General features: G+C 70.4%; 20 protein-coding genes and 2 pseudogenes. 3 read left to right on the top strand and 19 right to left on the bottom strand.

Features of this window, described 5'->3' with window-relative positions; genetic code table 11:
* Nucleotides 1-13 precede the first annotated feature (13 nt).
* The 3 genes from HUX53_RS17670 to HUX53_RS17660 form a co-directional block, all read right to left on the bottom strand.
* Nucleotides 14-1,393 (bottom strand): 4-hydroxyphenylacetate 3-hydroxylase N-terminal domain-containing protein, encoded by a 1,380-nt coding sequence (locus tag HUX53_RS17670; RefSeq protein ID WP_176404304.1) that lies wholly within the window; start codon nt 1,391-1,393, stop codon nt 14-16.
* 243 nt (nt 1,394-1,636) lie between these two features.
* Nucleotides 1,637-3,199, bottom strand: coding sequence for a class I adenylate-forming enzyme family protein (locus HUX53_RS17665; RefSeq protein ID WP_176404303.1), 1,563 nt, complete (start codon nt 3,197-3,199; stop codon nt 1,637-1,639).
* A gap of 22 nt (nt 3,200-3,221) precedes the next feature.
* Nucleotides 3,222-4,421, bottom strand: a complete 1,200-nt coding sequence (locus HUX53_RS17660) for an acetyl-CoA C-acyltransferase (RefSeq protein ID WP_176404302.1) — start codon at nt 4,419-4,421, stop codon at nt 3,222-3,224.
* 83 nt (nt 4,422-4,504) lie between these two features.
* Here HUX53_RS17660 and HUX53_RS17655 point away from each other — a divergent pair, with 83 nt between their 5' ends.
* Nucleotides 4,505-5,545: an LLM class F420-dependent oxidoreductase gene (locus HUX53_RS17655; protein ID WP_176404301.1), complete on the top strand. Its 1,041-nt coding sequence runs from the start codon at nt 4,505-4,507 to the stop codon at nt 5,543-5,545.
* A 6-nt stretch (nt 5,546-5,551) separates the two neighbouring features.
* Here the strand turns inward: HUX53_RS17655 and HUX53_RS17650 are convergent, their stop codons facing one another.
* Nucleotides 5,552-6,211 carry a Sua5/YciO/YrdC/YwlC family protein gene (locus HUX53_RS17650; protein WP_176404300.1) on the bottom strand — a complete coding sequence of 220 codons (660 nt, stop codon included), beginning with the start codon at nt 6,209-6,211 and terminating at the stop codon, nt 5,552-5,554.
* A gap of 160 nt (nt 6,212-6,371) precedes the next feature.
* Here HUX53_RS17650 and HUX53_RS17645 point away from each other — a divergent pair, with 160 nt between their 5' ends.
* On the top strand, nt 6,372-7,187 hold the full coding sequence (locus tag HUX53_RS17645; RefSeq protein WP_176404299.1) for an SAM-dependent methyltransferase: 816 nt from the start codon (nt 6,372-6,374) through the stop codon (nt 7,185-7,187).
* A gap of 7 nt (nt 7,188-7,194) precedes the next feature.
* On the opposite strand, the gene HUX53_RS17640 is transcribed toward HUX53_RS17645, so the two are convergent.
* From HUX53_RS17640 to HUX53_RS17580, 15 genes and pseudogenes are all read right to left on the bottom strand, one after another.
* Nucleotides 7,195-8,100 carry a DUF6596 domain-containing protein gene (locus tag HUX53_RS17640; protein ID WP_309237293.1) on the bottom strand — a complete coding sequence of 302 codons (906 nt, stop codon included), beginning with the start codon at nt 8,098-8,100 and terminating at the stop codon, nt 7,195-7,197.
* Entirely contained in the window at nt 8,100-8,360 is a 261-nt protein-coding gene (locus tag HUX53_RS40065; RefSeq protein WP_217919565.1) for a sigma factor, read from the bottom strand. Before HUX53_RS40065 ends, HUX53_RS17640 begins: the two co-directional genes overlap by 1 nt.
* Nucleotides 8,361-8,380: 20 nt before the next feature.
* Complete coding sequence (locus tag HUX53_RS17635; protein ID WP_176404298.1) at nt 8,381-8,983, bottom strand: dihydrofolate reductase family protein; 603 nt, start codon at nt 8,981-8,983, stop codon at nt 8,381-8,383.
* Between the two features lie 113 nt (nt 8,984-9,096).
* Complete coding sequence (locus tag HUX53_RS17630; protein ID WP_176404297.1) at nt 9,097-9,843, bottom strand: class I SAM-dependent methyltransferase; 747 nt, start codon at nt 9,841-9,843, stop codon at nt 9,097-9,099.
* 5 nt (nt 9,844-9,848) lie between these two features.
* Nucleotides 9,849-10,835, bottom strand: coding sequence for an ABC transporter substrate-binding protein (locus HUX53_RS17625; protein ID WP_176404296.1), 987 nt, complete (start codon nt 10,833-10,835; stop codon nt 9,849-9,851).
* A 41-nt stretch (nt 10,836-10,876) separates the two neighbouring features.
* Nucleotides 10,877-11,668: an ABC transporter ATP-binding protein gene (locus HUX53_RS17620; RefSeq protein ID WP_176404295.1), complete on the bottom strand. Its 792-nt coding sequence runs from the start codon at nt 11,666-11,668 to the stop codon at nt 10,877-10,879.
* A 7-nt stretch (nt 11,669-11,675) separates the two neighbouring features.
* Nucleotides 11,676-12,782: an iron ABC transporter permease gene (locus tag HUX53_RS17615; RefSeq protein ID WP_176404294.1), complete on the bottom strand. Its 1,107-nt coding sequence runs from the start codon at nt 12,780-12,782 to the stop codon at nt 11,676-11,678.
* Between the two features lie 97 nt (nt 12,783-12,879).
* Nucleotides 12,880-13,680 carry an enoyl-CoA hydratase/isomerase family protein gene (locus HUX53_RS17610; protein ID WP_217919564.1) on the bottom strand — a complete coding sequence of 267 codons (801 nt, stop codon included), beginning with the start codon at nt 13,678-13,680 and terminating at the stop codon, nt 12,880-12,882.
* On the bottom strand, nt 13,677-15,299 hold the full coding sequence (locus HUX53_RS42560; RefSeq protein ID WP_176404293.1) for a GMC family oxidoreductase N-terminal domain-containing protein: 1,623 nt from the start codon (nt 15,297-15,299) through the stop codon (nt 13,677-13,679). The genes HUX53_RS17610 and HUX53_RS42560 overlap by 4 nt, the downstream gene beginning before the upstream one ends.
* Before the next feature lie 148 nt (nt 15,300-15,447).
* Nucleotides 15,448-17,484, bottom strand: a complete 2,037-nt coding sequence (locus tag HUX53_RS17600; RefSeq protein WP_176404292.1) for a catalase — start codon at nt 17,482-17,484, stop codon at nt 15,448-15,450.
* Nucleotides 17,485-17,636: 152 nt separating this feature from the next.
* Entirely contained in the window at nt 17,637-18,461 is an 825-nt protein-coding gene (locus tag HUX53_RS17595) for an SAM-dependent methyltransferase (protein WP_176404291.1), read from the bottom strand.
* Between the two features lie 16 nt (nt 18,462-18,477).
* Nucleotides 18,478-19,098, bottom strand: a pseudogene (locus tag HUX53_RS41245) (PP2C family protein-serine/threonine phosphatase); the annotation flags it as partial.
* A gap of 144 nt (nt 19,099-19,242) precedes the next feature.
* A pseudogene (locus HUX53_RS41240) lies at nt 19,243-20,055 on the bottom strand (helix-turn-helix domain-containing protein); the annotation flags it as partial.
* A 109-nt stretch (nt 20,056-20,164) separates the two neighbouring features.
* Nucleotides 20,165-21,523, bottom strand: coding sequence for an NAD(P)/FAD-dependent oxidoreductase (locus tag HUX53_RS17585; protein ID WP_176404289.1), 1,359 nt, complete (start codon nt 21,521-21,523; stop codon nt 20,165-20,167).
* Between the two features lie 45 nt (nt 21,524-21,568).
* Nucleotides 21,569-23,692: an NB-ARC domain-containing protein gene (locus HUX53_RS17580; protein ID WP_176404288.1), complete on the bottom strand. Its 2,124-nt coding sequence runs from the start codon at nt 23,690-23,692 to the stop codon at nt 21,569-21,571.
* Nucleotides 23,693-23,869: 177 nt separating this feature from the next.
* Here HUX53_RS17580 and HUX53_RS17575 point away from each other — a divergent pair, with 177 nt between their 5' ends.
* The gene (locus HUX53_RS17575; protein WP_176404287.1) at nt 23,870-24,133 is read left to right on the top strand and encodes a DUF6069 family protein; all 264 of its coding nucleotides are present in this window, start codon (nt 23,870-23,872) and stop codon (nt 24,131-24,133) included.
* The last annotated feature ends 82 nt before the right edge of the window (nt 24,134-24,215 follow it).

Below are 24,215 nucleotides of genomic sequence, written 5' to 3'. Positions count from 1 at the left end.
GAGCGGGGACGGGTCAGCCGCCGGACAGGCCCGCCGCCTTGTAGGCGAGGTGCTTGGCGCGTTCCATGTCGTAGTGCCTGCGGGTGACCAGCCGCTGCGCGAACAGGCCGCCGCCGGACTGGATGTTGGTCACCAGGTGCCAGCCGCCGTAGGCGTCGGCGGTCGTGTCGCGGATGGCGTGGAAGAGCTTGGTGCGGTACTCGCCGGCGACCTCGTCCCCGGTCGACATGTACTTCTCCAGGAACGGGCGGAGCGTCTCGTTGTCGAAGTCCGACATCGAGGGGGCCGTCAGCACCGCGCCGCCGGCGATGTCGTGGAGGTTGCGCACCATGTGCCCGAACTGCGTCGCACCCTGGTACTTGGTGACGTTGGTGTACATGTCGTCGGGGTAGAAGTACCCCTCGGGCGTCGAGTGGGCGTGCATGAGCGCCGCCTCCAGGCCGGCCCGCAGCAGGGTGGCGTGGATGATCATCTCGTCGATCTTCTCGCGGACGTGCGAGATCCGGTGGGTGCCGTTCGCCTCGGCGATCAGCTGGGCGAGGCCCACCAGCTCGTCGGCCTGCTCGACCATGAAGGCCGTGCCGCCGAGCCGCTCCCAGAGCCCCAGCGAGTGGGCGAAGACGGCCGCGTGCTCGACCTGGCCGTCCAGGAAGACGTGCTCGTTGGGGACGAAGACGTCGTCGAAGATGCACATGCTGTCCGGCACGCTGCTCTTCGAGCTCACCGGGAAGTCCCGGGCGTCGCGGCCGGTGGGGTGGTAGGTGGTGTTGGTGATGTGGACGCCCGGCGCGTTCACGGGGATCGCGCAGGCGATCGCGTAGTCCTCCTCGCCGGGCTTCATGGTCTTGGTGGGCATGACCATGAGGTGGTGGCCGAGCGCCGCGGCGCTGATGTGCATCTTGGCGCCGCGCACCACGACGCCGTCGGGGCGGCGCTCGACGACGCGGACGTAGGCGTCGGGGTCGTCCTGCTTGGCCGGCGCCTGGCTGCGGTTGCCCTTGGAGTCGGTGATGCACTCGGTGATGCGGATGTCATCTTCGAGTGCCTGGTTGATGTAGGCGTGGATGCGGGGGATGTACTCCGGCGCGGCCGACTCCATCCGCGCGGCGGCGACGATCAGCGTCATGATCGACTGGTACGTCACGTTGAGGAGCAGGTCCATCTCCAGCAGCTCCGGAATCTTGTTCCGCAGCTCGTCCACGCTGCCCGGCGCGGAGATGACCGGGTTCCGCGCGCCGGGCTCGGCGGAGTGGTACTTGTCGTACCCCTCCGCGGCCACCTCCATCGGCACCGCGAGCCCCGGCTCGGTGGCGAAGTCCTCGACAAGCCGCCCCTCGAAGTAGACCTTCCGGCCGTCCTTGAGCGAGTCCTTGTACTGCTGCCCCGTCATCATGTGCGGGTCCTCCTCCTGTGCGAGGCCGCCGCTCGTGCGGCGCTCGTGCTACTGCCGGGCCGGGCCCGGCGGACACCTGAACTCAGTACTGGAACGGCCTGAATATGACGTCGCCGTCATAATTCGAGACCATGTCACGCCCCTTCCGCGGGTGTCAAGGGTCACATTCGTCGTGCGGAACGCCCGCTGCGCAGCGCGGACGCGAGGCCGCGCCGCCGCGCGAGCGGCCGGTCGAAGGGGCCTTCAGTCCCAGGTGCGAAGCTCCCGCTTCAGGATCTTGCCGCTGGCGTTGGTGGGCAGGGCCCCGGCGAACCGGAACTCCGCGGGCACCTTGTACTTGGCCAGCCGCTCGGCGCAGTGCGCGGCGAGTTCCTCCGCCGTCACCCGCGCGCCCTCGCGCACCTGCACCCAGGCCCGGACGATCTCGCTCCAGTGCTCGTCCGCGACCCCGACGGCGGCGCACTGCACGACGTCGGGATGCTCGGCGAGGACGGACTCGATCTCGATCGGGTAGATGTTCTCCCCGCCCCGCACGATCATGTCCTTCTTGCGTCCGTGCAGGTAGAGGTAGCCGCTGTCGTCGACGTATCCCATGTCCCCGGCCCGGAACCAGCCGCCGCGGGTGGCGCGCTCGGTCTCCTCGGGCATGTCGAGGTAGCCGTCGAACTGCATGTCGCTGCGGGTGGCGATCTCGCCGACCTCGCCGGGCGGCACGTCCCGCAGGTCGTCGTCCACGATCCGCAGCGCGACCCCGTACGCCGGCTTGCCGATCGAACCGAGCAGTTCCGGCCTGCCGTCCAGGGCCCGGCGGTGGTCCTCCGGCCCCAGCAGCGCCTGCAGCCCCGCCTCGGTGCCGGCGCCGAACGCGTTGAGGAAGTCGCATCTGAAGGTGTCCATGGCACGGCGCAGGAGGGACGGCGACATGGCGGCGGCGCCGTAGTACATCAGCCGCAGCCGCTCGTAGTCGTGGTCGTGGACGCCGTCGAGCTGCAGCACGGTGCTGATCATCGTGGGCACCATGAAGATGCCGGTCAGCTTGTCGGCGGCGAGGTGGTCGAGGGTCACCCGGGGGTCGAACTGCGGGACGACCAGCGAGGTGAACCCGTAGGAGACCCCCGCGAGGAGCTGGCAGATGCCGGTGATGTGGAACGCCGGCGCCGCGGTGTAGCGGACCTCCTCGGGCAGCATGCGGAACTCGATGATCTGCTCGGTGACGATCGCCTTCATCATCCGCTGCGACTGGAGCACGCCCTTGGGCAGGCCGGTCGTGCCGGAGGTGAAGGCGAGCCCGATGATGTCGCCGTCGGACGCCACGACGGGCGGCTCGGCCTCGGTCCCGGTCGCGAGGAGGTCCTCGTACTCGGAGACCGCCTCCCCCGGACGTTCGTCCAGTGCGAGCATGAGCTTGATCCCGTGCTGCTCGTCCAGCCCGTCGAGCAGTCCGGCGTACCGGACGTCGTAGAAGAAGGCCGCCGGCTTCGCCCGCCCGACGAGGACGTCCACCTCCGGTCTGCGGAGCCGGTAGTTGAGCGGGACGTAGACGGCGCCGAGCTTCGTGGCCGCGAGGACGATCTCCACGAAGCGGTGCGAGTCCAGCGCGAAGATCGCCAGCCGGTCGCCCCGGCCGATGCCGTTGGAGCGGAGCGCCGACACCAGCCGGTTCACCCGGGCGTTCGTCTGCGCGAAGGTGTGCTCGCCGCCGTCGGCGAACAGGAAGCTCGCCCGGTCGGGGTAGTTCCGCGCGGTGAGCGCGATGCTCTCCCCCAGGCTGATCTGCATGCTCTGGCCGAGCGCGGTGCCCATCATTCGCCTCCTCGCGGTTCCCTGCTCACAGCCGCTCGATGATGGTCGCGTTGGCCATGCCGCCGCCCTCGCACATGGTCTGCAGCCCGTAGCGCCCGCCGGTGCGCTCCAGCTCGCACAGCAGCGTCGCCATCAACCGGGTGCCGGACGAGCCGAGCGCGTGGCCGAGCGCGATCGCGCCGCCGTTCGGGTTCACCTTCGCCATGTCGAAGCCGGTCTCCCTCTGCCACGCCAGGACGACGGACGCGAACGCCTCGTTGACCTCGGCGATGTCGATGTCGCCGGCGGAGAGTCCGGAACGCTCCAGCACCTTGCGGGTGGCGGGGATCGGCCCGGTGAGCATGGCGATGGGGTCGTCGCCGACCACGGCGAACGAGTGGAAGCGGGCCCGCGGGGTGAGGCCGAGCTGCGCAGCCTTCTCCTCGGACATGATCAGCACGGCCGAGGCGCCGTCGGTGATCTGTGAGCTGTTCGCGGCGGTCACCTTCCCGTCCGGCAGGAACGCGGGCTTGAGGGTCGCCAGCTTCTCCGCCGTCGACGCGCGGATTCCCTCGTCGGCGGTGAGGTCGGTGCCCGTGCGGGTCACGTCCTTGGACTCGGGATCCCAGGTCCGGGCCTCGACGGGGACGATCTCGCGGTCGAAGCGCCCGGCGTCCCGTGCCGCCGCGGCGAGCTGCTGGCTGCGCAGGCCGAAGGCGTCCAGGTCCGCGCGGGTGAGTCCCCAGCGGTCGGCGATGAGCTCGGCGCTCAGCCCCTGGTGGATCAGTCCCCTGGTGCCGTGAATCTCGACGTCGGCATAGCGGGCCTTGGTGAGCGGGCCGAACGGCTCGCCGCCGACCCCGGACGCGCCCATCGGCGTGCGCGTCATCACCTCGACGCCCGCCGCCACGACGACGTCGTACGCACCGGCGATCACGCCCTGTGCGGCGAAGTGCGCGGCCTGCTGGCTCGATCCGCACTGCCGGTCGATCGTGGTGGCCGGGACGCCCTCGGGCCAGCCGGCGGCGAGCACGGCGGAACGCCCGACGTTGACGCTCTGGTCACCGACCTGGCCGACGCATCCCATGATGACGTCCTCGACGAGGGCGGGGTCGAGGTCGTTCCGCTCCCCCAGCGTCCGCAGGACCGTGCCGGCCAGGTCGGCGGCATGCCATCCGCCCAGGGACCCGTTGCGTTTACCGCCCGGCGTGCGGACGGCGTCGACGATGACCGCGGACCTGGACATGGGCGGCTCCTAATTTTGAAGTTGACGTCGGCATCAGACTAAGTTTCGGCGCAGGACGTGTCAACGGTCACAGAGGAGGCCCCATGCGCATCGGAATGCCGCTGTCGTACGCCGGAGGTTTCTGGGAGGCGGTCGACGACCTGCCCGACTTCGAGCGGGCCGGGCTGCAGATCGTGTTCGTCCCCGAGGCCTACAGCTTCGACGCGGTGAGCCAGCTCGGGTTCATCGCCGCGCGCACGACGACGCTGGAGATCGCCTCGGGCATCATGCAGATCTACTCGCGCACCCCGACCCTCACCGCCATGACCGCCGCCGGGCTCGACCACGTCTCCAGGGGCCGCTTCACGCTCGGCCTGGGCGTCTCCGGCCCGCAGGTGGTGGAGGGCTTCCACGGCGTCCCGTACCGCGAGCCGCTCGTGCGCACCCGGGAGGTCGTCGAGATCTGCCGCAAGGTCTGGCGCCGGGAGGACCTGACCCACCGGGGCCCGCACTTCACCATCCCGCTGCCGGCCGGCCAGGGCACCGGCCTGGGCAAGCCGCTGCACCTCATCAACCGCCCGGTGCGCGACTCCATCCCGATCCTGCTCGCCGCGCTCGGCCCCAGGAACGTGGCCCAGGCGGCGGAGATCGCCGACGGCTGGGAGCCGCTGTTCTACTACCCCGAGAAGGCGCACGAGATCTGGGGCGCCCCGCTCGCCGAGGGACGCGCCCGCAGGGTCCCGGGCCTCGGCGAACTTGACGTCGTCGTCGGTGCGTCCCTGGCCATCGGCGAGGACGTCGGCCGCCTCAAGGCGGACGTCCGCGCGCAGATCGCCCTCTACGTCGGCGGGATGGGCGCCCGCAGCAAGAACTTCTACAACCAGCTCGCCTGCCGGTACGGGTTCGAGGAGGCCGCCGAGACCGTCCAGCGGCTCTACCTGGACGGCCGCAAGGCCGAAGCGGCGGCCGCCGTACCGGACGAGCTGGTCGACCGCACGTCCCTCATCGGCCCGTTGGGCTACGTCCGCGAACGCCTCGACGCCCTGCGCGAAAGCGGCGCGACCACCCTCAACCTGACCCCGCTGGCGGAGGGCCGGGCCCAGCGCATCAAGGACATCGAGACCGTGCGCGCCCTGGTCACCTGACGGGCGTCAGGATGCTCGGGATGCCTGCCAATCGCGTTTCAGGTCGGCGAGGAAGCTGCTCGCGTCCGGCCATCCGTCCATGTGGATTCCGCTGCGATGCACGGAGGCGGCCAACTTCCGGTCGAAGCGCACGATCGCGGCGGATCCCGACTTCGTGCTCGCGTCTCGCAGCCGGTCGCCGTCGAGGACGAGCAGATTCGGGAACTCGGTGCCGGCCGCGTGCGCCGTGGTGGCCACCTCGTGCTTGGTCCGGTTCGCACTGCTGAGATACAGATGCCGGAATCCGTCCAGCAGGGGACGCAGTTCGGGAAGCCAGGCCAGGGTGATGGCCGCCTGACCGGCGACCACGGTCGGCCGGACCCAGTCCGGCACGGCGTCCGTCACCGGGACCAGCACATTGACCTTCCTGGCCCGGGACGCCCATTCGGCGAACTGCCAGCTTTCCGGATCGAGTGCGATATACGGCAGAATGTCCGCAGCATCGGCAATGGCCATTCCCGTCGGCTGCTCCGCGGGCCGCCCTTTCGCGGTGTTGACGCCGTCCGCGCTGGTACCGGCGACGACATAGGGCAGCGGCGAAGGAAACGGCAGGATGATCTCTCGTCCAGCCGAGAGTTCGTGCGTTGCCGCGCGAATTCCATCCTGGTCCAGCCTCTGAATCGGCATAGTCCGATATTACGACGTTGCGCAATGATGGTGGCGCGGGCAGCAGCGTTCGCCCGTCCGCCTTCTGCCGCAGGCTCTCCGCAGTGCCGATTTGCGAAGTTGCGGATCATGAACGCCCGCAGCGGCTAGGCTGTGGCCCCGACGTGAAGGGGGACGCAGGGTGGCTGAGAATCGGACGGACGGCACGCCGGCGGGCGTCGATACCTCGACCGCGCATCCCGCCCGCGTCTACGACGCCTGGCTGGGCGGCAAGGACAACTACGCCGCCGACCGCGAGGCGGCCGAACTGGCCGTCGCCGCCAATCCCGACATCCCGCTCGCGGTCCGCGCCAACCGGGCGTTCCTCGGGCGGGCGGTGCATTACCTGGCGGCCGATGCGGGAATCGGCCAGTTCCTCGACATCGGCACCGGTATCCCGGCCGCCAACAACACCCACGAGGTGGCGCAGCGGGCCGCGCCGGCGTCCCGCATCGTCTATGTCGACAACGACCCCGTCGTGCTCGCGCACGCCCGCGCGCTGCTGTCCAGCACGCCGGAGGGGGCCACCGGCTACTTGGACGCCGACCTGCGCGATGTGGACGCCATCCTGGCGCAGGCCGGGGAGATCCTGGACCTGGGCCGGCCGGTCGCGCTGATGCTGGTGGCGGTCCTGCAGTACATCTCGGACGCCGACGACCCGTACGGCATCGTCACCCGGCTGCTGGCGGCGCTGGCACCGGGCAGCCACCTGGTGGTCTCGCACCCGGCCAGCGACATCGGGGCGGACCAGGTGGCCGAGTCGATGCGGCGCTACAACGAGCGGGCGCCCCAGCAGGAACAGGCCACGCCCCGCACCCACGCCGGCGTCTCGCGCTTCTTCGCCGGGCTGGAGATGCTGGAGCCCGGAGTGGTGCAACTGCCCGCGTGGCGGCCCGGCCCCGGAGTCTCCTCCACCCGGCAGCTGCCCATGTGGTGCGGCGTAGCGAAGAAGCCCTGACCGCCTTTCACATCGGAAGCTGGTCGCGGCGGCGGGTCAGGTAGGCGGTCTCGGCGGTGTTGCCCGCCAGCTCGATCGCCCTGTCGTACGCCGCGCGTGACTCACGGCTCCGGCCCAGCCGGCGCAGCAGGTCGGCGCGGGCCGCATGGTAGGCGTGGTAGCCGGCCAATCTGTCGGCGAGGCGGTCGACGGCCGCCAGCGCGACCTCCGGGCCGTCGAGTTCGGCGACCGCGATCGCCCGGTTGAGGGCGATGACCGGCGACGGGTCGACGCGGACGAGCTGGTCGTAGAGGGCGACGACCTGCGACCAGTCGGTGTCGCGCATGTCGCGGGCCGAGGTGTGCACGGCGTTGATCGCCGCGAGGATCTGGTAGCGCCCCGGAGCCGTCCGGGCGGCCAGGCGCTCGCGCACCAGCCGGTGGCCCTCGGCGATCAGCGCCACGTCCCACGTCCCGCGGTCCTGCTCGTCGAGCGCGACCAGGTCGCCGCCCGCCGAGACGCGGGCGGGGCGGCGGGCCTCGGTGAGCAGCATCAGCGCCAGCAGCCCCGTCGCCTCGCCGTCGTCCGGCAGGAGGGCGCGGACCAGGCGGGTGAGCCGGATCGCCTCGGCGGTCAGGCCGGGACGTACCGGACCGGTGCCGGGGCCGGTCGCCAGGTAGCCCTCGTTGAAGACGAGGAACAGGACGGCGAGCACGCCGGAGACGCGCGCCGGGAGATCCTCGGCGGACGGCACCCGGTACGGGATGCGCGCCGCCTTGATCTTGTCCTTCGCGCGGGTGATCCGCCGCCCCATGGCGCTCTCCCGCACCAGGAAGGCGCGGGCGATCTCGGGCACGGTCAGCCCGCCGACCATGCGCAGCGTCAGCGCCACGCGGGCCTCCATCGCCAGCGCCGGGTGGCAGCAGGTGAAGATCAGCCGGAGCCGGTCGTCATCGATGGCGCCGGGAGGCTCGGACAGTCGTCGTAGACCATCTGAGCCTCCTTGTGCCTGTCGTCGCGCTTGTTCTCACGCCGGATCCGGTCGATGGCCTTCCGGTTGGCGGTGGTGGTCAGCCAGCCGCCGGGGTTGGGCGGTACACCGCCGGCCGGCCACCGCTCGACGGCGGTCGCGAACGCCTCGGCCGCGGTGGCGAGGTCGCCGCTGTCATGGATGACGGAGATCAGGTACTGCATCCCGGATCGCCTCCCGTGCTTCAGGCCGCGTACTGCGGACGTCCGGCGGGCCGAAAGACCTGGAGCGTTATGCCCTTCGGATAGGTTCGCGACTCCACCGGCTCAAGCGCCAGGTCCGGGCCGTTTTCGGGGAACAGCCGCGTGCCCGCGCCGACGACGACCGGGCAGACGAGCAGGTTGATCTCGTCGACCAGCCCGTTGGCGAGGAGCCAGCGGACGAGCCTGCCGCTCCCGTGCACCTGCAACTCGCCTCCCGGCCTGGCCTTCAACTCGCGGACGGCCGCCGCGACGTCCCCGGACAGGACGGTCGTGTCCGCCCAGCCCGCGTCGGTGAGCGTGTTCGACGCGACGTACTTGGGCCGCGTGTTCAACACGTCCGCGATGGGGCTGCTGCCCGGCTCCATCACTCCCCAGTAGCCGGCGAACAGATCGTAGGTCCGCCGGCCGAACAGGAAGGCGTCGGCGCGCTGGTAGAACTCGTCGACGAACGTCATGGCCTCGCCGTCGAACAGCGGCCGGGCCCACCCGCCGCGCTCGAAACCGGGGTCGAAGTCCGGGTTCCGCCCACCGTTCGCCTGCACCACTCCATCGACGGAGACCTGCGTGTTGGTCGTCAGCTTCATGATCGGGGTTCCCTTCTCGTTGGGAGCGCCCTCGTGGGCGGCCTCACCCCTGCTACGAACACCACCCCCTCGATCCGACACCGCCGCCCGGATTTCTTTCGCGGACGTGTGGCTTATCCCCCGTCCTGGGGGCGGGACGTGGCCGTCTCGGGGTTCCGCGCGGTGATCAGGTGTTGCAGGGTGCGGCGGTGGTCGGCCGCGACGCCGTGGACGCCGTCGAGTTCGTAGAGGTCAGTCAGCGCGGTGACCTCGACGTCCGCGAAGCCTGCGGCGGTGATCCGGTCCTGCCAGGCGGTGATGGTCTCCGCTTCCGCCAGCACCAGTGCGCGGCGGGCCTCCTCGTCGTAGGCGCGGGCTCTGGGGTCGGTGTCGGAGTGCCGCATTCCGCCGGCGTGCCAGGGCGCGTCCGCGATGGCCAGCCGGCCTCCGGGGCGGAGCAGGCGGCGCCAGTTGCTCAGCGCGGTGTCGACGTCGGGCAGTGTCCAGAGGAGGTAGCGGCTGACGAGTGCGTCGAAGGGGGCGCCGGGCGCTTCGGGCCTGACCGCGTCGCCTTGGACGAAGGTGATGTCGAGTCCGCGGCGCTGGGCGTTGTCGCGTGCGTAGTCGAGCATGGCGGGCGCGATGTCGATGCCGGTCACGCGGCGGCCGAGGGCGGCGATGGTCAGTGCGGCGTGACCGGTGCCGGTACCGATGTCGAGGACGGTTTCGGCGTCGTCCGGCAGCGCGTCCTGCCAGATCCGGGTCCAGGCGGCGTTGTAGTCGGGGTGCGCGAGGCGCTGCTCCTGGAATTCCTGGTAGGCGGGGGCGTGCTGGTCCCAGTACCAGGTGATCCGCTCCTGGACGGGCGAGTTCGAGGGCATGGCGTTCACTTTCCCTTGAAGTAGGCGGCGAGGCGCTCCAGTCCGTCCAGGACCAGGGGCGTGGGCGGTTCGGTGAAGTTGAACAGCTGCACGGTGATCGCGTCGTTCTTGACCGCGCGGAGGTCCTTGGCGCCGGGGATGTCGAGCAGGGCCTGCTTGATCTCCTGGTCGGTGCCTTCGGTGTGCAGCAGGACGATGGTGTCGGGGTCGCGTCCCAGCAGTTCCTCCATCGACACTTCGAAGATGCGCTTGTCGACGTCGGCGAACACCTTCCGCGCGCCGAGCGTCTTGAGCTGGGGTGTGGCCATGCTCTGGTTGCCGTAGGCCCCGACGGTCCCTTCGCCCCGGTAGGGCCACAGCACGGCCACCTTGCGGCCCTTCTGGGCGGGAAGGCCCGCTTCGACGGTCGTGATGCGCTTCTGGAGGTCCTTGACGGCCTGCTCGGCCTGCGCCTGCCGGTCGAAGACCTTCCCGTACAGCCGCATCTGGCTGTAGATCGTCTCGTAGCCGGGGTCCTCGATCCCGTCCGGGCAGAAGCTGGGCTCCAGGAGCACGGGGATGCCGGCGGCGGCGAGGGACTCCCGCGTGACGCCCTCCGGCAGGCCGAGCAGCAGGTCGGGGTCCTGGGCGATGATCGCCTCGGTGGAGATCTTCAGATGCCCGTCGGAGCCGAGCCGGTCGGTGAGGGACGGGACCTTGCCGACCGCCGCGAGCGTCTGCTCCGAATAGTACTCCGGCGGGAACTTCCCGGCCCGCGATCCCAGCCGGTCGAGGACGCCGAGCGAGGACAGGTACTGCAGCGGCGCACTGTTGACGATCATGGCGCGGGAGGGCGGCTCGTCCACCTTGACGTCCACCCCGCAGTTCTGGACGGTGACGGGATAGCCCGCCGCGGTGTTCCCCTGGCCGTCCGCCTCCGGGCCGGTCGAGCCGCAGCCGGCCAGCGCGGCGGCCAGCAGGCCGGCCCCGAACCAGGCGAGGTATCGCTTCATCTGACGGACTACTCCTTGCAGTGATCGGTACGGCGTCCGGGTCAGCCGCTGCTCGCGGACGCCGGTACGGACGCGGTGTCGAGCGGGTGGAAGAGGAACTGGATGCCGCGCGAGGTGTCGAGGCGTTCGACGCCGACGCCGTAGACGCCTTCGAGGAGTTCGGGCGTCAGCACGTCGGCGCAGGGTCCGTGCGCGACGACGTCGCCCTGCTGGAGGACCAGGACGTCGTCGCAGTAGCGGGCGGCCAGATTCAGGTCGTGGAGCACGATGACCGTGGTGATGCCGAGCCCGCGGATCATGGTGAGCAGCTCGTGCTGGAACCGGATGTCGAGGTGGTTGGTCGGCTCGTCCAGGACCAGGTGCGCCGGCTGCTGCGCCAGCGCGCGGGCGATCATCACGCGCTGCTTCTCGCCGCCGGACAGCCGGACGAAGATCCGGTCCGCCAGGTGCCGGGCGCCGACCCTGCGCAGCGCGGCCGCCGCGATGCGGTGGTCCTCGGCGCTGTTGCGGGAGAACGTCGACTGGTGCGGCGCCCGGCCGAGCATGACCATGTCGGCCACGGTCATCGGCAGGTCGCCGGACGACTCCTGCAGCACGACGGCGATCTGCCGGGCGAGTTCGCGGTGGGGGAAGGCGTCCAGCGGACGCCCGTCCAGCAGGACGTGCCCGCTGCGGGGCGCGACGATCCCGGTGAGCATCCGCACGACCGTGGTCTTGCCGCTGCCGTTCGGGCCGAGCAGCCCGAGGATCCGGCCCGATTCCGCTCGGACGTCGATGTCGCGCACCACGGTCGTCGATCCGTAGGCGTAGCTGAGCCCGCGTCCTTCGATCATGGCTGTCTCACTCGCTTCCGGCGTGCAGGCGGCGGACCAGGATGAGCAGGAACGGCGCGCCGACCAGCGCGGTGATGATGCCGATCGGCAGTTCCTGCGGGCTCAGCACCATGCGGGCGGCCAGGTCGGCCCACAGCAGGAAGGTCGCGCCGATCAGCGCCGCGACGGGAATGGCCCGCCGGTGGGTGGCGCCCACGATGCGCCGGGCCAGGTGCGGGATCACCAGCCCGACGAAGCCGATGCTGCCCGAGGAGGCCACCAGCACCCCCACGGCCAGCGACACCAGCACCAGCAGCACCAGCCGGAACCGCGCCGGCGAGACCCCCAGGGTCTGCGCGGTCTCGTCACCGATCGCCAGCGCGTCCAGCCGCCGTCCCCACAGCGTGAGCAGGCCGGTCACCAGGACGACGGCGGCCACGACCACGACCAGCGGCACCGACCAGTGCGCGAGCGCCAGCGTGCCCAGCAGCCAGAACAGCACCGACCTCGACCCCTCGGCCGAATCGGACGCGAAGATCAGGAAGCTGGTCAGCGCGTAGAGCGCGTAGCCGACGGCCACCCCGGTCATCAGCAGCCGCGTCGAGGTGACCCGTCCCGCCGTCCGCGCGATCACGAAGACCAGCAGCGAGGCGGCGAGCGCCCCCAGGAAGGCGGCGAACTGCAGCGCGTGCTCGCCCCACCCCGCACCGAACCCGAAGAGGATCGCCGCCGCCGCGCCCGTCGATCCGCCGGAGTTGACGCCCAGCAGGTACGGGTCGGCGAGCATGTTGCGCACCATCGCCTGCAGGGCCATGCCGGTGACGGCGAGCCCGGCACCGACCGCCGCGCCCAGCAGCACGCGCGGCAACCGGACCCGCCACACGATCGAGTCGTGCGCCGGACGCCAGGTGACCTCGGCCGGGCTGCCCACGAGGTGGTGGCCGACGATGTCGAGGACGGTCAGCGGCGGCACCGACACCGCGCCCATCCCGACCGCCGCGACGACCGTGGCGAGGAAGACCGCCAGCAGCCCGAGCAGGAGGAGCAGGTACCGGCGCCGGCGGGAGGACGCCCCCAGATCGTCGAGGTCGGATCCCGCCTCCGCCGCTGCCGGGGCCACCGTTGCCGAACCCATGCGTCCCCTCAGTAACTGCAACAAGTATGCAATAACTAAGTAGATGCAGCATCGCCTGTCAAACGGGCCCGGCGACCGGGGAGATCCTGCGCCGGGCCTACCAGCCCGGCGGGAGGGAGGTGAAGTCGGGGTCGCGGCCCTCGGCGAAAGCCGCCAGGGCCTCGGCGTTGGCGGGGCCGCCCATGAGCCGGGCGAAACCGTCGTTCTCCCGCTCCCGGGCCCGCCGGATCTCCTCGCGCAGCGGCGCGGTCATGTCGCGCTTGACCTCGCGCAGGCTGGAGATCGGGCGGCTCGCCAGCGTGGCCGCGACCCGGTGCGCCTCGTCCAGCAGGGCGGCGGGCTCGCAGACCCGCCAGACCAGTCCCATCTCCTTGGCCTCGGCCGCGGAGATCCATTCCGCCGACAGCAGGATCCAGGCGGCGTTCTGACGGCCGACCAGGCGGGGCAGCAGGTAGCTCGACGCGGCCTCCGGCGCGACGCCCAGGCTGGTGAACGGGGTCTTGAGCCGGGCGTCGCCGGACATCAGGACCAGGTCCGCGAACCCGATGACGGTCAGCCCGATGCCCAGCCCCAGCCCGTTGACCGCCAGGATCAGCGGCTTGTCGAACGCGTCCAGGGCGTCGATGAGGCCGATGAATCCGTGCTTGCCGGGTTCGAAGTCCGGGTCGGCGATGCGCTCGCCCATCTCGACCAGGTCGGTGCCGGCGCTGAACGCGCGTCCGCTGCCGGTCAGCAGCACCACCGCCACCGCCGGGTCGTCGGCGGCCTCCAGCAGCGCGTCCGTCAGCGCGTCGTAGAGGGCCTCGTTGAACGCGTTGAGCGCGGCGGGCCGGTTGAGCGTGATCGTCCGGACGCGGTCGGCGTCCTCGACCAGCAGGATCGGGGCTTCCTCGCTCACTTGGCCGCCTCCGTCCCGAGGACGAGGTCCGCGCAGCGCTCACCGATCATGATCGAGGGCGCGTTGGTGTTGCCTCCGGTGACCGACGGCATGACCGACGCGTCGGCGACCCGCAGCCCCTCGACGCCCCGGACCCGCAGTTGCGGATCGACGACGGCGCGCTCGTCCGATCCGATCCGGCAGGTGCCGACCGGGTGGTAGACCGAGTGCACGATGTTGGGCAGGAACCGCCGCAGTTCGGCGGAGTCGGTGTAGTCGGGGCCGGGGCGGATCTCACCCTGGTTGTCGCCCGTTCCCGCCATCACCTCCCGGACGATCGAGATGCCCTCCATCAGCACCTCGGCGTCCTTGCCGGCCGTCAGGTAGGCGGGGTCGATCAGCGGCGGCAGCGCCGGGTCGGGGCCGGCGATCCGGACCGTCCCCCGGCTCTCGGGGTAGATCAGCGTCGGGAAGACGCTGAGGCCGGGCTTGGACGTGGGCGGGCGCACCGCCTTGTCGCCGTCCTGGTTGGGGAACGGATAGACCCAGTACAGCGCGTGCAGCTGCAGGTCGGGGATCGCGCCGGACAGCGAGCTGCGCACGAACCCGGTCGCCTCGAACTGCGAGCCGCTCGCCCAGCCCAAGCGGTGCAGCCGCGCCCGCGCGAGCCCGCGCATGAAGTACGCCGGCGTCGGCCGCCGCAGCGCCGAGTCCATCCGGAAGGAGACCGGGACGAACAGGTGGTCGTGCAGGTTGTCGCCCACCGGCAGGTCGCTGACCACCTCGATGCCGTGCTGCCGCAGGAGCGCCGCCGGCCCGATCCCCGACAGCTGCAGCAGCTTGGGCGAGCCGAACACCCCGGCGGAGACGATCACCTCGCGGTCGGCGGCGATGACCTGCCGTTCGCCGTCCGCGCCGACGACCTCGACGCCGGTGGCGCGGCCGCCGCTCAGCACGATCCGGGCCGCGTCGGCATCGGTGAGGACCAGCAGGTTGTCCGGCGGGTCGGTGCGCAGGTAGGCGCGGGCGGCCGAGTAGCGCACCCCGCGGTCCGCGCTGAGCTGGAAGACGCCGACGCCCTCCTGCTCGGGGCCGTTGTAGTCGTCCAGGAACGGGACGGCGAGCCGGTCGGTCGCGGCGTCGATGAAGCTGCGGGACGCCTCGGTGAGGTCCTTCTGCCGCCGCACCTTGACTGGGCCCCCGGCCCCCCGCAGCTCGCCGGCGCCGTCCTCCCAGTCTTCGAGCCGCTTGAACGCGGGCAGCACGTCCTCGTACGACCAGCCCTCGGCGCCGTCCGCGGCCCAGTCGTCGAAGTTCTGCCGGTTGCCGCGCACGAACAACATGCCGTTGACCGAACTGGAGCCGCCGAGCACCCTGCCGCGCGTCTGCGGGATCACCCGTCCCCACGCCGACGTCTGAGGCACCGACTTGTACCCCCAGTCGACGAGTTTCTTCAGCTGCGGTGTGGAGAGCATCACCGCGACCGCACCGGGGATCTCCAGCAGGTTCTTCACCCCCCGCGCGGTGTCGCGGCCCCCGGCCTCCAGCACCACCACGCTCGCCCCGCTCTCGGCGAGACGGCGCGCCACCGCGCACCCGGCGCTGCCCGCGCCCACCACGACGTAATCGGCTCGGACCACGAGCACCTCCGCGCACACGAGGGAATTGGACACATGTCCAGTCACTACTCCAGGGATAGAGTAGAACACGTTCTACCATCGCGCCACGCGCCGGCGCCGCACGCGGCCGGCGCCGTGGGGCGCCGGCCGCGTGCGGAAGGAGTCGGTGTCAGGCGGGGAAGGAGGCGAGGTCGCGGTCCCAGTGGCGGTGCGCGGCGACCGCGTCGGCGAACTGCTGCGCGAACGCGTCCCCCGCGCTCGCGTCGACGACGCCCTGGCGTCCGGGCAGGTTCGCGGCCTCCAGCAGCGGTTCGGCGCCCGGCAGCACGCCGACCGCCTTGCAGTGCTTGAACGCCTCGCGGACGAACTGGACGGCGTATCCGTCGGCGACGAGTTCCTGCCCGCCGGCCGCCAGCACCGCGTCGTAGAGCACCGAGTTCGCCGCGCTCAGCTGCTTGTCGACCGCGAGCGTCGCCACGGTGCCCTCGTGCGGAGCGACGATCTCGCAGATGGCGCCCTGGCCGCGCAGTGCCTCCAGTACCGGTTGCAGCGTCCCCGCGTCGGTCTGGTCGCCGGCCAGCACGGCGATCTTGCGGGTGGCGATCGACCTCGGCTGGTCGGCCATGCTGAGCGCCGGGGACGACCTGCCGTGGTTCGTCACGGTCTGACTCGGCGCGGTGATACCGAGGCCGTCGGCCACCTGCGTGGCGAGGTCGCCGTCCACGTTGGCGAGCCGCTCGACGACCTTCTCCTTGATGTAGCGGCGCTCCACGTGGCCGAGCTCGAACAGCAGCGCGTTGACGATGTGGGTCTTCTCCCAGCCGGCCATGCTGTTCCAGAACAGCGTCGCCTGGGAGTAGTGGTCCTCGAAGCTCGGGCTGCGCCGGCGGATCACCTCGCCCGACACGCGCTCCTCGTAGTGCCGGAACACCCCCTGCATCTTCCCGGTGTCGGCGGCGGTCGCCGGGCAGCCGCCGCTGATCGAGTTCTTGGCGTAGGCGGTGTCGCTGTCGTGGATCATGTGCTGGTGGTAGCCGTCCCGGTGGTCGTTGTGCACGGGCGCGATCGGCCGGTTGACGGGGATCTGCTGGTGGTTGGGCCCGCCGAGGCGGATGAGCTGGGTGTCGAGGTAGGAGAAGTTGCGCGCCTGCAGCAGCGGGTCGTTGGTGAAGTCGATGCCGGCGACGATGTTGGCGGTGCAGAACGCGACCTGCTCGGTCTCGGCGAAGAAGTTCTGCGGGTTCCGGTTGAGGACCATCTTGCCGATCGGCCGCAGCGGCACCTCCTCCTCCGGAATGATCTTGGTGGAGTCGAGCAGGTCGAAGTCGAACTTGTGCTCGTCCTCCTCGGCCACCAGCTGGACGCACAGCTCGAACTCGGCGAAGTCGCCGCTGTCGATGGTGTCCCACAGGTCGCGCCGGTTGAAGTCGGGGTCGTTGCCCTGGACGCGCAGGACCTCGTCCCACACCAGCGAGTACGTGCCGAGCTTCGGCCGCCAGTGGAACTTCACGAACGTGCCCTTGCCCTGGGCGTTGACGAACCGGAAGGTGTGCACGCCGAAGCCCTGCATCATCCGGTAGCTGCGCGGGATCGCCCGGTCCGACATCAGCCACATGATGAAGTGCATGGTCTCGGGCTGCATCTGCACGAAGTCCCACAGGGTGTCGTGCGCCGACTGTGCCTGGGGGATCTGGTTGCGCGGCTCCGGCTTCACCGCGTGCACGAAGTCGAGGAACTTGATGCCGTCCTGGATCGGGAACACCGGGAAGTTGTTGGCGACCAGGTCGTAGTTGCCCTGCCGGGTGTAGAACTTGGTCGCGAAGCCCCGCACGTCCCGGACGGTGTCGGCCGAACCGCGCTCGCCGGCGACGGTGGAGAACCGCACGAACGTGGGCGTGACCAGGGACGGGTCGCACAGGAAGTCGGCGCACGTGATGTCCTCCAGGGACTCGTACACCTGGAACTCCCCGTACGCGCCGGACCCGCGCGCGTGCACCACCCGCTCGGGGATCCGCTCGTGGTCGAACCGCATGATCTTCTCGCGGAAGTGGAAGTCCTCCAGCAGGGTCGGGCCGCGCTCCCCCACCGACAGCGAGTTGTCGGTGTCGTCGACCCCGATGCCCTGGTCTGTGGTGTATTGGGCTCCGTCCGACCTGACCCGGTGGTAGTCGAGCTGGCGTTGCTTGTCGTTGTCGGCTCCTGCCACGTGAACCTCCACGGTGAGTTGATCGCGCTACCCGGTGGCCGCCATCCGAGTACCCACCCCGGCGAACACGAATCGACAGTGACGAATCTTTGACTACATGCAGTCGCCGGCGAATATGGAAGAGCTCGTACTGATGCCGCGGCGCTTGCGCGTCAGGGCTTGCGGCCGATTCCGCCGATCGCGTGGATCGACCGCGGGGCCGGCTCCGGCTCGGCGGTGCCGGGCCGCCACTGCTGCAGCAGGACCATGCCGGGCGGCAGCAGGTCCAGGTCCCGCATCAGGTCCTCGACCTCGGCCGCGGTGCGCAGGTTCGAGCGCGTCCGCGCACCCCGGACCGTCTTGTTCTCCTGATAGAGCGCGGCGAGCCGGGCGGTCGTCTCGGGGTCGGGATCACTGATGGCGTGCGCCAGCAGCAGGTGGCTGCCCGGCGCCACCCGCGCCAGGAGCCCCTGGACGATGTGGTCCGCGACGTCGTCCTCCGGAATCACTGCCAGGACCGAATGCAGGACGAGCCCGACCGGCTCGTCCAGGTCGATCACCGACGTGACGACCGGGTCGTCCATCAGCGCGTCGGGGTCGCGCATGTCGGCCATCACGATCCGGGACGGCCCGCCGATACCGACCACCGAGGCGGCGTGCGCCGCCACGACGGGATCGTTGTCCACACAGACCAGCCGGGAGCCCGGCGCGGTCTCCTGGAGGATGTGGTGGACGCTGCCCGGCGTGGGCAGCCCGCAGCCCACATCGATGAACTGCCGCATGCCTTCGGCGACGAGGGCTTCCACCGCGCGGCGCAGGAACCGGCGCGACTGCATGGCGGCGACCCTCAGTTCGGGCGCGATCCGCAGCGCCTGCTCGGCCGCCTCACGGTCCACGGCGAAATGGTCCTTGCCGCCGGTGAGGTAATCGAGGATGCGTGCCTCATTGGGGATCTCAGGGTGAAAGCCGGCGTGTTCGTCGGACCAGTGTGAGGGCACCGTCCGAAGGTAACGCTCAGCCGGACTCCAGGTGGCTGATTCCAGTGGATCGCCCGTGCGGATCTGCGGGGAACGGCTGCGGAGTAGGTCGTTCGAGGTCCGCCAGCAGGAGTGTCGTCGAGAGGCCGAGACCGTCCACCGCGTGGTCGAGCAGGTCGGCTCTGATGTTCTCCAATGCAAGGGCCGGATCGTCCGTGCTCAGTGCGGCCGCCCGTTCCGAATGCGGATAGGCGCGGCCTCCCTCGTCGCGTGCCTGCATCAGGCCGTAGGTGTGCAGCAGCAGGCGATCACCGTGGCGGAGCGGCACGGTCGTGGTCTCGCACCACTGGCCGTCGAGGTCGAGCAGGGTCAGCGGCGGATAGGCGGGCAGAGCTTCGAATGGAAGTACCCGGCCCTCTCTCATCAGCAGGGGCGGCGGGTTCCCGCAGCACACCATTTCGGCGGTGTCCTCGCGGAGGGTGAGCAGCAGCGCGGTGACGAATTCGTCGTCCTGGAGCATCGGGGCGAGGACCGAATGCATCCGCTCGGCCACCCCCGGCAGGTTCGGCTCATTGAGAGCCAGTTGCCGGAAGTTGCCGAGTGCGGCGGCCGCCGTCTGCTGGGCTGATTCGCCTGTACCGAGCACGTCCCCGATCAGGATCCGGGTGCCGAAAGGCGTGGGCAGGACGGCATGGAAATCACCATGGTTCTGGGACGCCGCCGGAATCCGGCAACTGCGCGTGCGCACCGTTCCACCCTGCTGCGCGAAGGTCTCGGCCGCCGTCGGCGTTCGGTATTCCCTCCTGAGGACGTCCAAGAGGACCTCGGGAGTGGACTCCGGAGTGGCGCTGTCCACGCACAGCCGTTCAATCGTTCGCAGGTAGCTTTCGGTCTCCTCCGGCTTGTCCAGATAGAGCGCGCCAGTGAGGTTCTCCAGGTAGACCACGTCCGGCACCTCGGGCTCGGGGAAGCGCAGAATGGTGAACGCGCCGCCCTCCGCGACGTGGCCCCCGAAACGGAACGGCATGATCTGAATCGTGGTGTTCGGTCGCGTGGACATGGCGATGAGATGCTCGAGCTGGCCCCGCATCGTCTCGGCTCCGCCGAGTGGCCGGCGCAGCGCCGTCTCATCGATGACGGCCCACAGCCGGGGGGCGTCCGGTCCGGAGAGCCGTTCCTGGCGGCGCAGCCGCAGTTCGACCCGGTGCTCGATCTCGGCGGCGGACGCGTCCGGATTCCCGAGCCGGATCACCGCGCGCGCATAATCGGGAGTCTGCAGCAGGCCGGGGACGAACTGAATCTCGTACGTTCGGATGAGCGACGTCGATTCTTCGAGCCCCACATAAGTCTGGAACCAGTTGGGCAGGACGTCGTGGTACCGGTGCCACCATCCCGGCGTGTTCGCCTCGCGAACCTTTTCCAGGATCGTGTCCCGCTCGACCTGGTCGGCCACACCGTAAAGGGTGAGCAGGTCGGCGACGTCCCGCTCCTTGAAGCTCACCCGGCCGAGTTCCATCCGGCTGATCTTCGATTCCGAGCTCCGGATGCGGTCACCGGCCTCGTGGCGGCTCAGCCCGGACGCCTCCCGCAGGCGGCGCAGCTGTGCGCCGAGGATGATGCGCAGCACCGTCGAACTCGACCCCGGGCGATCAGCGGTCACCTCCCACCTCCGAAGGCGTCTGCAGCGGCATCGCGGGCTCCTCGCGCGTTGGCTCGCATCCCGCTCACGGGACGAGGTCGTCGGGTCCGGTGGCCGGGCGCGTGCGCGTGGTGGCGGCGCGCCAGAGCACCTCCGGCAGGAACAGGGACTGGGGCTGGGCGGTGAGCGCCAGCACGTCGACGAACCGGTCGCATACTCGCGGGTCGACGTTGGCGAGGTGCTGGACCCGGTCGACGTAGCGGTTGAGGATCTTGGTCCGGACACCGGCCGTGGCGCCCTGGGTGGTGCCGTACCGCAGGTCCTCCCCGGTGGCCACCAGCCACGGGCCGGTGGCGTTCTTGATCACCTTGCGGTGGAAGCGCCGCGCCAGCCCGTCGAGGTCGCCGTCCGCCCGCAGGCACGCGTCCAGCGTGAGCGCGGACTTCGCCGCGACGGTCATTCCCTGGCCGTAGAGCGGGTTGAAGGCGCACAGGGCGTCCCCCGAGACGAGGAACCTCTTCGGCCATGCCCGCATCCGCTCGTAGTGACGGCGGAGATTCTCGGTGCGCCGGTAGCTGCCGATGGGGGTGAGCGGCTCGGCGTCGCGGATCGCCTCGTAGAGCACCGGGCTGCGCAGGCTCTTGGCGAACTCCAGGAAGCCGTCGTCGTCGGTGGGCGGGTAGTCCTCGCCGACACCGAAGAGGCTGACGATCCACCGTCCGCCCTCCTGAGGGAACAGCGCGCCGGTGCGCGTGCCCTGCGGAGGGTCGGCCTGGAGGTAGAGCGCCTTCCAGCCGGGGTCGAACCCGGCGGGGATGGCGTAGGTGCGGCTGGCATATCCCAGCAGCGGGTTGATCAGGGTCTGCCGGACGGCCGGGTAGCCGAGCCGCTCCAGCCAGGCGGGGGTCTTCGAGGCGCGCCCGGTGGCGTCGACGACCAGGTCCGCGGTGATCGGCTCACCCGGTCCGGTCGTCCCGCGCTCCCGCATCTCGACTCCGGTGACGGCCCCGGCGTCGGCCAGCAGCCCGGTCACCTCGTGCCCAGAGAGCAGCCGGAGGTTCCCGATCTTGGCCAGCCGGGCGCGCACGGTCCAGTCGAGGAGGTCCCGGCTGAAGGTCAGCAGGCGGGTCGACTCGAACCGGCGCCGCCATCCGGCGGAGGTCAGCCACAGCATGTCGGCGGGCACCCGGACCTCTGGGACGTCCGCGGCGAGCAGTTCGTCCTCCAGCCCGGGGAACAGTTGCTCGGCGATCTCCAGTCCCCGGCTCCAGAGCACGTGCAGATGGCGGGCCTGCCCCAGGCCGGGACGGGACGCGACGGCCTCCGCGAAACGGTCCCGCTCGATCAGCGTGACCTGGGCGAAGTGGTCGGTGAGGATCCTGGCCGCCAGCAGCCCCATCAGGCTGCCGCCGATCACAACGGCATGCTCACGGGGCTGCGTCATGGTCTTCCTCCTCGCGGGCGCGGAATAGGCACTGCTCCAAGGACGTCAGCGGCGGCGATCAGCGGCTTCCGTGAGCGGGAGGGCACTCGGGCGCTCCCCCATCGCGAAGGCGACGGCCTGGTCGAGGTCGAGGCCCGTCCCCTGCTCGAAGAAGTGGCCGTACGTCTCGTCACCCAAGGCCTGCCGGGCAAGCGCCTCGCCTTCGTTGTGCGGGGCGTTGAAATACGCGGAACCGAACAGCGGGAGCCCTACCGTCCGCCAGATCCGTCCGGCCGCCCCCTGCAGGGCCGCGGCGTCCCGAGGACGGCCGCCCGCCGCGTGGAACAACGCGAGCAGCTCGATGCCCAGCACCGCGCACACCAGATCATGGAAAGTCCGGCTGATGTTCACACACTGCCGGGCGAGATCGGTCGCCTCCTCGACCCGGCCACCGGTCCAGGCGGCGAAGGCCAGGACGTAGAGCGCGTAGGCCCTGACCCACTGCTCGCCGTACTCCTCGCCGATCGCGCGCACCTCTTCGCACAACTCGACGGCGAAGGGCAGGTCACCCTGGAACGCGACCGTCATGGCGTACTCGGCGCGCGCCATGATCACGCTGGTGTTCATTTCTCCGAGCGAGTCATAGGCCGCGAGCGCGTCCTTGAACAGGGTGGCCGCTTGCGCGTGGTCGTCGGTCACCAGCGCGACGCAGCCCAGACGGTGGACGGCGTTGGCCGACGCCACCGGGTCGCCGATCTGCAGGGCCGCCGCCCGACCGGCCTCCAGGTACGCGGTCGCGGCGTCCGTTTCGCCCTGCTTGATGGCGATGTAGCCGTTCACCCAGAGGGCCTTGGCCCGAACCCGGGTCACGTCGGCGTCAAGGGCGAGTGCCCGATCCAGCCAGTACCGCCCTTCGGCCAGGAAGCCGCAGCCCACCCAGTAGAAGCACAGCGCCCCGGCCATCCGCAGGCCGGTCTGCGCCTCGCCGGGCGTGGTGAGGCAGTAGTCCAGGGCGGCGCTCACGTTGGCGTGCTCGCTGAGCAGGCGCGTGAAGATCTCCTTCTGGCCGGCGCCGAACCACTCCCGCTCGCACTGCTCGACCAGACGCAGATACCAGTCGCGGTGCCGTCCGCGCACATTCTGCTGCTCGCCCAGCTCACCGAGCCATTCCGAGCCGTACTCGCGCAAGGTGTCCAGCAGCCGGTACCGGACGTCCGCGCCGTCTCCGGTCCGCGAGAGGATCGACTTGTCGACGAGCCCCGCCAGCGTCCCCGGGACGCGATCCGCGGGCAGCACATCGTCGCTGCACACGTGTTCGACCGCCCGCTGATCGAAGTCCCCGGCGAAGACCGACAGCCGAGCCCACAGCAGCCGCTCCTGGCGCGTGCACAGCTCGTGGCTCCAGCCGACCGTCGTGCGCAGTGCGTCGTGCCGTGACACGTCCTGGGACACATCCGCGGTTCCGTCCACCAGCATCTCGAACCGGTCGTCCAGCCGATCCGACAATTGCTCCAGGGAGAGTCGCCGCAGCTGGCCGGCGGCGAGTTCCAGGGCCAGTGGAAGTCCCTCCAAGCGGTGACACAGCCGCACGACGGTACGCCAGTTGTCATCGCTGACGGCGAAGCCGCCCGTAGCGGCCGCGGCACGCTCCTCGAACAGGGTGACCGCCGCGGGCCGCGAAACCGTATCCGCCGTCTCCAGCGGCGCGAGTTTCAGCACCCGCTCACCGTTGACGCCGAGGGCCTGACGACTCGTGGACAACACGCGCAATCCGGGCGCCGCCTTCAGCAGGACCTCGACCACGCCCGCGCAGGCGTCCCGGAGGTGCTCGCACGTGTCCAGCACCAGCAGCAGCCGCCTGCCGGACAGGTGATCGGCCAGGACGTCGAGCTGCGGACGCGCGGTCTGGTCGACGACCCGCAGGGTGCGGGCGATCGCATGGCCCACGAGCGAGCCGTCCCGCAGGCCCGACAGGGGCACCACCCACGCGCCGTCACAGAACAGGTCCGCCAGTTCCCGCGCGGCCTCCAGCGCGACCCGCGTCTTGCCGACGCCGCCCACCCCGGTCACCGTCACCATGCGCCCGGTGCCGAACAACCCCCTGAGCTCGGCGAGCTCGGCATGCCGCCCGACGAGAGCGGTGCTCGGCTGGATGAGATTGCCTCTCCGCAGCACATCGGCCCCAGCCACGATCGCCTCATTCCCACGCGCCCGTCACGACGACGCACCACCTTACCCAAACGGCCTGCGACATTAAGGCATATTCGGAAATCGACCGCCGATCACGAAGAATCTGCCGGGGGCCGATGAGTACTGGGCGGGCCCGCGGTCTGCATTGTCGACTCACTTACCCGAAGGAGCGAGACAATGACCGTCCAGCAGAGCAGTGCCCCCGCCATCTCCCAGCGCCCGGCCATCCCCCTGTGGCGCATCGGCGTGCTCGCCTGCGTCGCCACCGCTGTGGCCACCACGGTCATCGCCGCTGCCGCAAAGTCGGCGGGCGTGCCAGTGGAGGTCGATGGAGAGCCGATCCCGCTGCTGGGCTTCACCCAGTTGACGCTGCTGTTCAGCGCGGTCGGCGTGGGACCTGACTCTCACAGGTCTAGTGCCCCGGTGGTGGGAGTTTGTTGAGGATGTCTCTGGCCTCGGCGGGGATGGTTGGTTCGGCGGTGATGTGGTGTTCGCCGATGGCGATCTCGACCGAGTGCAACGG

It is taken from the genome of Actinomadura sp. BRA 177, assembly GCF_013372625.1.
Classification (GTDB): domain Bacteria; phylum Actinomycetota; class Actinomycetes; order Streptosporangiales; family Streptosporangiaceae; genus Spirillospora.
This window is presented reverse-complemented; position numbering and strand designations above follow the sequence as displayed.

Bases quoted from the DNA above. Each gene is read 5' to 3' on its own strand.
- HUX53_RS17670 (WP_176404304.1), bottom strand. From the start codon at position 1,393: ATGATGACGGGGCAGCAGTACAAGGACTCGCTCAAGGACGGCCGGAAG.
- HUX53_RS17665 (WP_176404303.1), bottom strand. From the start codon at position 3,199: ATGATGGGCACCGCGCTCGGCCAGAGCATGCAGATCAGCCTGGGGGAG.
- HUX53_RS17660 (WP_176404302.1), bottom strand. From the start codon at position 4,421: ATGTCCAGGTCCGCGGTCATCGTCGACGCCGTCCGCACGCCGGGCGGT.
- HUX53_RS17655 (WP_176404301.1), top strand. From the start codon at position 4,505: ATGCGCATCGGAATGCCGCTGTCGTACGCCGGAGGTTTCTGGGAGGCG.
- HUX53_RS17650 (WP_176404300.1), bottom strand. From the start codon at position 6,211: ATGCCGATTCAGAGGCTGGACCAGGATGGAATTCGCGCGGCAACGCAC.
- HUX53_RS40065 (WP_217919565.1), bottom strand. From the start codon at position 8,360: ATGCAGTACCTGATCTCCGTCATCCATGACAGCGGCGACCTCGCCACC.
- HUX53_RS17635 (WP_176404298.1), bottom strand. From the start codon at position 8,983: ATGAAGCTGACGACCAACACGCAGGTCTCCGTCGATGGAGTGGTGCAG.
- HUX53_RS17630 (WP_176404297.1), bottom strand. From the start codon at position 9,843: ATGCCCTCGAACTCGCCCGTCCAGGAGCGGATCACCTGGTACTGGGAC.
- HUX53_RS17625 (WP_176404296.1), bottom strand. From the start codon at position 10,835: ATGAAGCGATACCTCGCCTGGTTCGGGGCCGGCCTGCTGGCCGCCGCG.
- HUX53_RS17620 (WP_176404295.1), bottom strand. From the start codon at position 11,668: ATGATCGAAGGACGCGGGCTCAGCTACGCCTACGGATCGACGACCGTG.
- HUX53_RS17615 (WP_176404294.1), bottom strand. From the start codon at position 12,782: ATGGGTTCGGCAACGGTGGCCCCGGCAGCGGCGGAGGCGGGATCCGAC.
- HUX53_RS17585 (WP_176404289.1), bottom strand. From the start codon at position 21,523: ATGACGCAGCCCCGTGAGCATGCCGTTGTGATCGGCGGCAGCCTGATG.
- HUX53_RS17575 (WP_176404287.1), top strand. From the start codon at position 23,870: ATGACCGTCCAGCAGAGCAGTGCCCCCGCCATCTCCCAGCGCCCGGCC.